Consider the following 9920-nt stretch of genomic DNA (forward strand, 5'->3'; position numbering starts at 1 on the left):
AGATGCTGGGCACACCAAAGGCATTCTTTTTCAAGTTGGTCTGCGGTGACGGAGTCGTGTCCATCCGAGTGTCCTTCGGTGATCGACGGTAGCCATGTTGAACGTCGCAGAGCGCCGTATCTCGATGAGCGGGCTGTTGTTCCGTTCAGTGTGAGGCGCACCACAGAACTTGTCAATTGGATAGTTTTGCGGATTGGGGTGAGGGGTGAGCCTTTATGACCGCCCACGAGATCCACCCATTCGCCGATGGTGTTGCACGTAGGCTGGTGTCCCGACACCGCAAAGGAGACGACGATGGGCGTGACATACGGGACGGGGCGCCAAGCTCTGCTCGAGGCCGCCATTCGCGTCGTGGCCTCAGAGGGGTTGCGGGGGCTGACGTATCGTTCGGTGGCCGCAGAGGCGGGTGTGAGTCACGGTTCCGTGCGTTATCACTTCGGCGATTGGAACACCATGGTCGAGGAAGCCTTGACGTTCTCTGTCGAACGCAGCATTCTGGGTTCCGCATTGTCTTCTGCAAGCACCGATTTCGCCGATTTCGCTGCTACGCTGGCCGATCTGGTCGAGGCGGACCCAGATATCCAGGCATTCCAGTACGAACTGGCCCTCGAATCGCGGCGGCGCCCCGAGCTGGTGCCCATGATTGAACGGATGTACGAGCTCTACCGGTCGGCTGTGCGAGATGCGCTCAGTCGCAACGGTATTGACGATGAGTCGTTCGCCCAGACAGTATTCGCCGCGATGGACGGTGTGGTCTTCCAGCAAACAATTTTCGGCGACGCCAACCGGACGCGCCGCAACATCGATGCGTTGCGCGCGGTGATCAAACAATACGGCGTGGCCGGCCGGCGCAGCAGGAAAGTCCGCGCCAGCTGAGGTGGCCTGCCGTGCCATAGGCATCATGACGCCAGACAGGCCGTCAACTCATCGGTATCAGTCGAGTAGGAAGTACACCTTGCGCACGGGTTCGACAGCCTCGACCCGGCCCGACCATCCTGCGGGCAGCCGATAGCCCTGTCCGGCGAGAATATCGACCGAATCACCGCCGCTCGGGGTCAGCCGCAGCACACCATCGAGGACTAAGGCGGCCTCGGCCTCGGGGATCTCGGTGTAATCGAACCCGTCGCGGTCTGCGGTCCAGATCGCTACGAAGCCTGCACCGTCGGACGGACCCGCCACATGCAGCAGCCCGATCCGAGGTGAGCCGAAGATGCGCACATGCGGAGGCGCTTCCTCCGGACGTACATGGGGAATGTCAAGGGAATTGAGATAGGCCAGGTCAAATTTGAGGACGGGATTGCCGCTGAGCGCCATGTGGGGTCCTTGTCTGTTGGGGGCACATCTAGCCTCACCCCAATCCTCAAACTTGTCAATTGGATAGTTTGCGGTAGTTTGATGGCGCACACAGTCGCCGGTGCATTCGGCACTTGCGTGGCCAAGTCAACGAAAGTTCCACCGTGGCACAGGTTTCCGCGTATCACGGTGCAAATCAAGCCAATTGACCCTCGACTTGTAAGCCGAACGCAACGCGCCACCGACTCTACGAATACCGCGGCGGCACTGCTGACGACGATTGCGCTTGATCGGTATCGCTTATTGATCATTCGAAATCACGTCTTGGACGCCGTCGGCTCTATCGCAACAGACTGGAACCTCCACCAGTGCGGACCGTGATGACGAGGAGGTATTCATGTCTGAGCCGAGACAGCCCGCGGAGCCGGATCGCTGGCATACCCGCCCGGAGCTGCCCTCGATGTGGCAGGAAGTCGTTTCGGCCGGACCGGCACTCGTGGCCGCGGGGTGGCGCTGGTTGCGAAGGACCGTCGCCGACAAATGACGCCGGCGTATATCAGAGCAGCGTCGGTTGGTCCGGCGGATTATGGCGTGAACGCGGAATCGCGCGAATGTCCACGAGGCGTTCGACGCCGTAGCCCTCCGGTGATGTTCTACGCCTGGATGATTCGCGGATCGTCTGGCCGGACTTCGCATTGCACCATCGCGTCGGCGCGGTCGGGGTCGTCGGTCAGCCGCTCGTGGCCAAGGAGGGCCGCTGCCGGTCGGACCACCGTGCCGATACCGCACCCCGTCCACTGCACGGTGACACCTTGCGGTTGAGCTGACGGCTCCGTCAGCGGTCCCTCGCGCGCGGTGTCCACCGGGGCCACGTGATACGTGCGGATGTCCTGCGACACCCCGTCAACGCTGGTCACGGCGTAGGCGAAAATGGCGACCCGTTCCCCTTCAGCGGGATGCCCGGCCGGCCATGGATCGTCGGCCATGCCCCCTGCGGGATTTCCGATCGTCTTCGCGCTGATCGTCACGTCACCCATGCTGTCCCTCGATCCGGTTGGCCGTCTGCAGCCTATTGCGCGAGCGAAGCTGCAGACGGGTCAACCGGCGAGGGTTGTGCGTGAGATCAAACGCGATTGTGGGTGACGACAGTGCGGGTCAGGACTTCTTGGTTTCCCAGAAGATCTTGGCGATCTCGTCGATCTTGTCGAGGAGTTGTTGCGCCACCTCGGGGTCGACCGAGCCCTTGGTGCCGGACGCGCCGGCAAGCTTGGTCGCCTCGTTCACCAGCTGATGCAGCTGGGGGTACTTCTCGAAGTGGGGTGGCTTGAAATAGTCGGTCCACAGCACCCACAGATGGTGCTTGACCAGTTCCGAACGCTGTTCCTTGATGATCAGCGCACGGGTGCGGAACTCGGGGTCCTCATTGGCCTGGTACTTCTCCGCGATGGCCTTGACTGATTCGGCTTCGATCCGCGCCTGAGCCGGGTCGTACACACCGCAAGGCAGATCGCAGTGTGCGCGGGCGATGACGCGGGGGGCGAGGAAGGACGGCAGTCGCATATGACTCTCTCCTGTACCAACGTGAAAACTGCTGTGCGGGTAGGTAGTCCACGCACAGAGCGGATCGACCGACACTGTGCCGACTCCTTGTTGCGACATTACTCCTGAACCGGATAACCAGGCTGTCAAAGTGGTAAACGTGCCTTGCGGCAATCCGGAGCCTTTCGCGTACGGTTCGGTCGTGACCTGGGCGTGGCGCGCGAAGATGATTGCGACGCTCGTCGCCGCAGCGGGCACCGGCTGGCTGTGGTCGCGGGTGTTCACCGTCGGTGTTTCCGGTCCGTCGATGGTGCCGGCATTGCGTGACGGCGACGCGCTCGTGGTCTACCGGGCCCGGCGGGTACGACCGGGGGACCTGGTGATCGCGCGCTTCGACAGCCGGCCTGATCTGCTCGTGGTCAAACGGGCGATCCGCCCTTACCGCGGCGGATGGTGGATCGAAGGTGACAATCCCCTGGTGACTGACGACTCCCGCAAGTATGGCGAGGCTACGGTGACGGGCCGGGTCCTGTTCCGGTATTGGCGAGCATCAGCGCAGCCGCCGTTCCGACAGCGCCCACCGATGTCGGCGCGGCCTCAAGACGCGCCTTGATCACACCGGTCACACCAGCACCTGGAAGTTTGGGTATGTACCTCTCGGAACGTGCCACCGCCGGCAGTATCGGATTATTTGGTATTACCGGTGGTGGCGCATTTCCAGAGGTGGTATTCCTCCGGAGCCACGACACGCCGAGCCCGCCAACCTGCGACCGCCCCGACGACCCGCTCAGCGGCTCGGGTGGCCTGCCGTCGACACCGATTGCACTGGTTCATGATTCGACGAGCCCCGACGGCGACAACGACCGGTACGGTTGACCTGCTGGCCGGGACGGGTCAGCGACACCAGCGAGGCCGGCGCCCTCGCCGACCAGTTGAATGAGGCCACGTGAACGATGCGAGGATCGCGGAACTGGCATCGTGGGCCCAGCGCCGTCTCGTCGAGCTCGTGGACCAGGCATATGCCGCAACGGTCGACCGCATTCCGCTGTACCGCACGCGAGATCTTGTTTCTGCCAACGAACTTCGCGAGTCCATCACCCGGAATCTCAACTTCATCCTCACCGCGGTGGCCCACCCGGGCATGGACGCGCGACGACTGCCGAGTTGCTGGTCGGGCGCCAACAGCGGCGATCAGCGCTGGTCGAGGCGTTGTTCACCGGTCACCCGAGCCTGGACGGCGGCCCGGCGGAGGCGGCCACCCTGCTGGATCTGCCGCCCGACGCGACGTTCGTCGTGGTCGCCGCCGACACCTTGGCATTCGCGGAGGAGAGCCTCCCCGGCATCGAGCGCAGGCTCGCCGAACGTGGTGTCGCCTCGGCGTGGCGTCTGACCCCCGCCCTGCAACTCGGCGTGGTGGCCCTGCGAGCGGGCCAGGAGGCCGAGGCCATCGATGTGCTGCGCGGGGCAGCGAGTGCGCGAACCGGCGTTAGTCCCCAATACCGTTCGTTGGTCGATACGCCACGCGCACTGCAGTTGGCCAGGTCAGCGCTGGCCATGCTGCCTGCGGGCGCCCGGGATGTGCAGGTGTTCAGCGCGAGCCCACTGGAAGCTCTGCTCGCCCGGACGCCCGAGGAGGCGCGACGCCTGGTCCGGCTGGTTCTCGGGCCGGTCCTGGAGCTGCTGCACGACGACCGCAGCGTGCTGCTCGACACGCTCATCACCTATGTCGAGAACGAGGGCTCGGCCGAATCGACGGCGAAGCTGCTGCACTGCCACCCGAACACCATCCGGTACCGGCTGCGCCGGTTGCACGAGCTCACCGGCCGCTCACTGCTGGACCCGCAGGGTGTCGCGCAACTGGCGACCGCCGCGTACGCACTGAGATTGACTCCGGGACAGGCGAATTCGAGCGGTTCTCAACCCTGACCGGGGAGCGGGCCGGTGGTTCGGTCCCTGATGATCAGCGCAACCATGACCGCGGCTCCGACCCCGATGACGGTGTCGATGCCGCGGTAGGCCAGCAGTTCGACCGGTGCGGCCGGTTGGGCCAGGTCGGTCATCAGCATGATCAGCGGCGTGAAGAAGCCCAGTGCCACCGCATGGTGATGGGTCATGAACAGTTCGGTCGGGAACAGCAGCGCCATCACGCACATCGCCAGCACGTACTCGCTCGGCTGTGGGATGAGCAGCACTGCGGCCACGATGAGGCCGACGAATGTCCCGCCGAGGCGGTGGATGCCCCGGCGGACGCGACCGGTGGCGTCGGCAGCGGCCAGTGGACCGGCGGCCGCGGCCATCGCCCAGTTGGCGTGGTCGACGCCGAGGGACAGCCCCGCCGTCCCGGCTGCGGCAATGGCGATCGCGTAGCGGCTCGCGTGCATCAGCACGTCACGGCGGTCCGGCATGGGCGGGCGTGGTTGCCGCCGCGAACCACGTGGTGCGTCGAGAACGCCGAGCAGGATGGACAGTAAAGCCGTTGCCGCACAGATGAATATCGCGGATCCCGCCGACACGCGGCCGGCCGGGACGGTGGCCACCGCGCCGAGGGCGAACAGACCGTAGAACGGCCCCTCGGGTTTGAGGGCGAGATAGTCCGTCGCGACCGACCCGACGGCCACAAACGCCACCGCGGCGAGCACCAGGACTGCCTGCACGATGTGGGAATTGCCCAACGCCACCCCAATGGACACCCCGAGTATCAGGATCACCGCACCCTGGATCTGGTGTGCGAGCCGGCGCTGCCGGGACTCCGTGCGGCCGTACATCCCGGTGATCGCCCCGAACACCGCGTAGATCATCAGGTCGGGGCGTCCGGCCGACAACAGCGCCACGCCGGGGATGGCCAAGCCGAGGGCCACGCGCACCGCCGGGCGGTGATCGCCCATGGGCGGAGTCATGGCGATGCGCACCTGCGTGTACACCCTCACGGCGCGCATGCGTTCACTCCGATCGATCAAAAGGTCTGCCAGACAACAAGATGAGGCTGCCGCACTGCGATGCCGCCGTCAAAGCGGAAGTTTCGAATCAGTGATCGGCGACGCCTATCACTACAGCGTGTGGGCCGTTGATCGGCGGCGCCTATCACGCGGTCGGAGGCAAGTCTTGGACGTGCCACGGGTCGGGGGGACAGCCTTGAACCATCCGATATTCCGCACCGAAGGAGTGACGATGACGAAATTGTTGCCCGGCCCGCCCACCTGCCGGTACGGGTGATCCGGCAGTGGCGGATTCGAGATGGTCCGGTGGGCAGGAACATCCGTGGACGTTCGACTCGCTCTGCACACAACTTTCCGGGCTGATCCGTGATTCCGCCACTGCGCCCGGGCCGCAACAGGCACTGCCGGTCGACGTGGCAGAGACGGATCAGGCGTACGTGATCGAGATCGAGCTGCCCGGAATCACCACGAGCGACGTGCGGGTCGACGTCGTGGGCAATGAGATTCGCGTCCGCGGGGACGTCCCGCGTCGTGACAACGCCGGGAAGCTGCGCTATCACACCCGGCGCGAGGGCCACTTCGACAATCAAGTCGCATTGCCCAGCGACGTCGACCCCCTCCGCACCGCCGCCACGCTGCGCAACGGTGTGCTCACGGTGCGGGCGCCCAAGGCTGCCGATGACGGGGTCCCGGGTGCCCAACCGGTGGCGGTACCCGTCACGGGCCCGCTATGAGGACCACGGTCCATTCCAAAAATGTTGGGAATCCCACGATCTGGCGATGCGATGATCGATCGCAGATCGCCCTTCCATCAATCCACCATGGTTAGGAGCTTTTCTGATGAGTGATTTCGACGATTTCTTCGATGACGTGTTCCAGCGGTTTTTCGGTCCGGGCGCGCGTTCGCGGCCGCCCGTGCAGCAGGTCGACCTCGGCCGGCTCCTGACCGACAGTGCCAAGCAGCTCGTCGGCGCGGCCCGCGACGCCGCGGTGGAGTGGGGCAACCCCGAGATCACCGCGGAGCATCTGCTCTACGCCGCGGCCACCAATGAACCGACCCGCGACGCCATCGCCGGTCTGCAGCTGGACCCCGACCAGGTGGCCGAGCAGATGAAGGCGGCAGCCGGGTCCGGTGATGCCTCGGGCGGCACGCCCACCCTGAGCCCGGCGGCCAAGCGGGCTCTGCGCGTCGCGCAGCAACATGCCGCGCAGGCCGGGCAGAGCTACGTCGGCCCCGAGGACATCCTGCTCGGGATCGCGGCGACGCCCGACACCCCGGCGACCAAGGCGCTGGCCGCGGCACCCAGTCTGCGGGCTGCGTCGTCGGGCAAGCAGCAGCCCGCCAGCGACACCCCGACCCTCGACGAGTACGCGCGCGATGTGACCGCCGATGCGCGGGCCGGCAAGCTCGACCCGGTCGTCGGACGTGCCGACGAGATCGAGCAGACCGTCGAGATCCTGTCCCGGCGGCGCAAGAACAACCCCGTGCTCATCGGTGACCCGGGCGTCGGCAAGACCGCGATCGTGGAGGGCCTGGCGCAGCGCATCGTCAACGGCGATGTGCCCAAGACGCTGGCCGACCGGCGGGTCGTGGCGCTCGACGTCGGATCGTTGGTCGCCGGGAGCAAGTACCGCGGCGAGTTCGAGGAGCGGCTGACCAAGATCCTCGATGAAGTGCGGGACCACTCCGACGAGCTGGTGGTGTTCATCGACGAGTTGCACACCATCGTCGGTGCGGGCTCGACCGGTGAGGGTTCGATGGATGCGGGCAACCTGCTCAAGCCGGCCCTGGCCCGCGGTGACCTCAACGCCATCGGTGCCACCACCATCGACGAATACCGGCGCTACATCGAGAAGGACGCCGCGTTGGAGCGCCGGTTCCAACCCGTGATGGTGTCCGAGCCGTCGGTCGACGACACCATCGAGATCCTGCGCGGTCTGGCCGATGTGTACGAGGAGCACCACCAGGTGCACTTCAGCGACGAATCCCTGGTGGCCGCGGCAGAACTGTCGGACCGCTACATCACCGACCGGTTCCTGCCCGACAAGGCGATCGACTTGATGGACCAGGCCGGGGCCAGGGTGCGGCTGCGCACCAAGACGCCCAGCCCCGATGCCAAGAGCCTCGAAGAACAGCTGGCGCGGCTCAACCGCGAAAAGGACGCCGCGGTGGCCGCCGAGGACTTCGAGAAGGCCAACGAATTGAAGAAGGAGATCGCCCAGCAGATCGAGAACTCCAAGGAGCAGGTCGGCGAGATCGAGGCTGGGGCCGAACCCGAGGTCGGCGTCGTCGACATCGCCGAGGTGGTGTCGCGGCAGACCGGTATCCCGGTCACCGAGCTGACCGCGGAGGAACGCGACAAGCTGATGGCGCTGGAGGATGTGCTGCACAACCGGGTCATCGGGCAGGAGGACGCCGTCACCGCGGTCGCCGAAGCCGTGCGACGCTCACGCGCCGGGCTGGCCGACCCGAACCGGCCGATCGGCTCGTTCCTGTTCCTGGGCCCCACCGGCGTCGGCAAGACCGAGCTGGCCAAGGCGCTGGCCGAGGCGGTGTTCGGCGACGAGGGCCGGATGATCCGCTTCGACATGAGTGAATTCCAGGAGAAGCACACGGTGTCGCGCCTGGTCGGCTCCCCGCCCGGCTATGTGGGTTACGAGGATGCCGGTCAGCTCACGGACAAGGTTCGGCGCCAACCGTATTCGGTGATCCTGTTCGACGAGATCGAGAAGGCGCACCCGGATGTGTTCAACGTGCTGCTGCAGCTGCTCGACGACGGCCGGGTGACCGACGCCCAGGGCCGCACAGTGGATTTCAAGAACACGATCGTGATCTTGACGAGCAACATCGGATCCGATCTGATCCTCGACGCGCCCGACGGCGACGTCGAGAAGATCACGCCGCAGCTCATGGAGTTGCTGGGCACCCGGTTCCGGCCGGAGTTCCTCAACCGCATCGACGAGACCATCGTCTTCCACCGGCTGGACAAGGCGCAGCTGCGGCAGATCATCGGGCTCATCCTCGACGGCACGCGCCGGTTGCTGCACGCCCAGGACATCGAGCTCGACGTGACCACCGCGGCCGAGGACTGGCTGGCCGAACAGGGCTTCGATCCCAAGTTCGGGGCCAGACCACTGCGCCGGACAGTGCAACGGCAGCTGGACAACAAGCTCTCCGGGCTGCTGCTGAAAGGCACTGTGCGCTCGGGCGATACGGTCAGGGTCGACGCCGACGGCACCGGTCTGGTGATCGAGACGGTCAGCCCCAGAGGCACCGAGGGCACGGCCGACACCACCGATGAGGCGACGTCGTCCGGGGATGGCCAGGTGGCGGCGAAGAAGGCCACCAAGAAGACCCCGAAGAAGACGTCTGCCAAGAAGGAGTAGGGGGATTCAGATCGATGAGCCGGCCTTCGCGTACTAGCCTCGGACCCATGGCAGGACCGAAGTTCTTTCTGGAGTGGCCCGTGCTGCGGCAGTTGCGCTCCGGCGACCTGTTGGGGCGCGGGCCCGCGGTGACCTCCGCGCGCACGCGCGCCGTCGAGCCCCGTACGTCGACAGCCGACCGCGTGGTGCAGTCCGTGTGCCCGTACTGCGCGGTGGGCTGCGGCCAACGGGTGTACGTCAAGGACGAGAAGGTCGTGCAGATCGAAGGCGATCCCGATTCGCCGATCTCGCGGGGCCGGCTCTGCCCGAAAGGTTCGGCCAGCGAGCAGTTGGTCAACGCGCCGGGACGGCAGACCCGGGTGCTCTACCGGGCGCCCCGGGCCACGGAATGGCAGCATCTCGACCGCGACACCGCGATCGAGATGATCGCCGACCGCTTCCTCGAGTCGCGCCGCAACTCGTGGCAGGACGTCGACGACCAGGGCCGTAAGTTGCGTCGCAACATGGGCATCGCCTCATTGGGCGGTGCCACCCTGGACAACGAAGAGAACTATCTGATCAAGAAGCTCTTCACCGCCGCGGGCGCCATACAAATCGAGAACCAAGCGCGTATTTGACACAGCGCCACGGTTCCCGGTCTGGGAGCCTCCTTCGGTCGCGGTGGCGCGACGCAGTCGTTACAGGACATGGCCAACGCCGATTGCATCGTCCTTCAGGGCGGCAACATGGCCGAGGCGCATCCGGTGGGCTTCCAGTGGGTGTCCG

Annotated in this window: 11 protein-coding genes; 7 read left to right on the top strand and 4 right to left on the bottom strand. The window is 65.7% G+C overall.

Features of this window, described 5'->3' with window-relative positions:
* Positions 1-294: 294 nt before the first annotated feature.
* Complete coding sequence (locus A5784_RS24190; protein WP_064947429.1) at positions 295-876, top strand: TetR/AcrR family transcriptional regulator; 582 nt, start codon at positions 295-297, stop codon at positions 874-876.
* Positions 877-933: 57 nt separating this feature from the next.
* Here the strand turns inward: A5784_RS24190 and A5784_RS24195 are convergent, their stop codons facing one another.
* Entirely contained in the window at positions 934-1314 is a 381-nt protein-coding gene (locus A5784_RS24195) for a cupin domain-containing protein (protein WP_064947420.1), read from the bottom strand.
* A gap of 376 nt (positions 1315-1690) precedes the next feature.
* On the opposite strand from A5784_RS24195, the gene A5784_RS38435 reads away from it, so the two are divergent.
* Entirely contained in the window at positions 1691-1837 is a 147-nt protein-coding gene (locus A5784_RS38435; protein WP_156750749.1) for a hypothetical protein, read from the top strand.
* Between the two features lie 109 nt (positions 1838-1946).
* Here the strand turns inward: A5784_RS38435 and A5784_RS24200 are convergent, their stop codons facing one another.
* Positions 1947-2330: a hypothetical protein gene (locus A5784_RS24200; RefSeq protein ID WP_064947421.1), complete on the bottom strand. Its 384-nt coding sequence runs from the start codon at positions 2328-2330 to the stop codon at positions 1947-1949.
* A 118-nt stretch (positions 2331-2448) separates the two neighbouring features.
* Positions 2449-2853, bottom strand: a complete 405-nt coding sequence (gene sodN / locus A5784_RS24205; RefSeq protein WP_064947422.1) for a superoxide dismutase, Ni — start codon at positions 2851-2853, stop codon at positions 2449-2451.
* Positions 2854-3034: 181 nt separating this feature from the next.
* Here sodN and A5784_RS24210 point away from each other — a divergent pair, with 181 nt between their 5' ends.
* Both A5784_RS24210 and A5784_RS24220 read left to right on the top strand, forming a co-directional pair.
* The gene (locus A5784_RS24210) at positions 3035-3445 is read left to right on the top strand and encodes a S26 family signal peptidase (protein ID WP_232006230.1); all 411 of its coding nucleotides are present in this window, start codon (positions 3035-3037) and stop codon (positions 3443-3445) included.
* A 551-nt stretch (positions 3446-3996) separates the two neighbouring features.
* A complete protein-coding gene (locus A5784_RS24220; RefSeq protein ID WP_232006231.1) occupies positions 3997-4758 on the top strand; it encodes a PucR family transcriptional regulator in 762 nt (253 codons plus the stop codon).
* On the opposite strand, the gene A5784_RS24225 is transcribed toward A5784_RS24220, so the two are convergent.
* Positions 4749-5768, bottom strand: coding sequence for an FUSC family protein (locus A5784_RS24225; protein WP_064947425.1), 1020 nt, complete (start codon positions 5766-5768; stop codon positions 4749-4751). The genes A5784_RS24220 and A5784_RS24225 overlap by 10 nt on opposite strands.
* A 284-nt stretch (positions 5769-6052) precedes the next feature.
* Between A5784_RS24225 and A5784_RS24230 the strand changes: the two genes are divergently transcribed.
* The 3 genes from A5784_RS24230 to A5784_RS24240 form a co-directional block, all read left to right on the top strand.
* Positions 6053-6502, top strand: a complete 450-nt coding sequence (locus A5784_RS24230) for an Hsp20/alpha crystallin family protein (protein ID WP_064947426.1) — start codon at positions 6053-6055, stop codon at positions 6500-6502.
* A gap of 106 nt (positions 6503-6608) precedes the next feature.
* Positions 6609-9155, top strand: a complete 2547-nt coding sequence (locus A5784_RS24235) for an ATP-dependent Clp protease ATP-binding subunit (protein ID WP_064947427.1) — start codon at positions 6609-6611, stop codon at positions 9153-9155.
* Positions 9156-9202: 47 nt separating this feature from the next.
* Positions 9203-9920: molybdopterin-dependent oxidoreductase (locus A5784_RS24240; RefSeq protein ID WP_353651919.1), on the top strand; the 718-nt coding region annotated here is incomplete at its 3' end.

Source organism: Mycobacterium sp. 852013-50091_SCH5140682 (assembly GCF_001665685.1).
In the GTDB taxonomy this organism is placed as follows: Bacteria; Actinomycetota; Actinomycetes; order Mycobacteriales; family Mycobacteriaceae; genus Mycobacterium.